Below are 644 nucleotides of genomic sequence, written 5' to 3'. Positions count from 1 at the left end.
CAAGACCGCGGCGGCGACGCCCGGCGCGGTCGGCGGCATCGCCAGCCGCATGCTCCAGGAGCGCGGCGTGATCTCGCGCAACATGCTGGACGCCATCGCCATCTGCCCGCCGCTGATCGTCAACAAGGCCCAGATCGACGATCTGGTCGCCGCGATCGCCGGTGTGCTGGAGGATATGATGGCGGAAGTGGCCAAACTGACGCCGGCTTAAGGCTGGCAGGTGCGTCAAATTCCGTCATTGCGAGGAGCGCAGCGACGAAGCAATCCAGTGTCTGTCCGCGGAGACAGTCTGGATTGCTTTGCTGCGCTCGCAACGACGATGTGGGAGCAGCGAGCTCCAATCCATCACCGTCACCCCGAGGTGCTCGCCTCTTCGGCGAGCCTCGCAGGGCGACGGCCCGGCTGCCGCAGCGGGGCGTTCATCCTTCGAGGCTCCGCGCACGCTGCTCTGCACCTCGCGCCTCGCGCCTCAGGATGACGATCCGGCATTATTCCGCGTTGGCTGAGCCTACGCCCGCTGAACCCCGATCACGCGCCCCTTCTCGATCGCCAGCGCCAGCTCGCCGCGCTTCAGCTTCAGCGCGGCATCGCCGAACAGCTCGCGGCGCCAGCCGCGCAAGGCGGGGACGTCGGCCTCGTCGTCG

The 644-nt window shown here is 68.0% G+C and carries 2 pseudogenes; one reads left to right on the top strand and one right to left on the bottom strand.

Annotated elements, in window-relative coordinates:
- A pseudogene (locus tag MOV74_RS39810) lies at positions 1-211 on the top strand (aspartate aminotransferase family protein); the annotation flags it as partial.
- Positions 212-508: 297 nt separating this feature from the next.
- On the opposite strand, the pseudogene MOV74_RS39805 reads toward MOV74_RS39810, so the two are convergent.
- Positions 509-644 (bottom strand): annotated as a pseudogene (locus MOV74_RS39805) (ribonuclease D); the annotation flags it as partial.

Origin of the sequence: Bradyrhizobium sp. SHOUNA76 (assembly GCF_023006445.1) — a bacterium.
Lineage (GTDB): Bacteria > Pseudomonadota > Alphaproteobacteria > Rhizobiales > Xanthobacteraceae > Bradyrhizobium.
The sequence above is the reverse complement of the archived record's forward strand: the minus strand, read 5'-3'. Positions and strand labels throughout refer to the sequence as shown.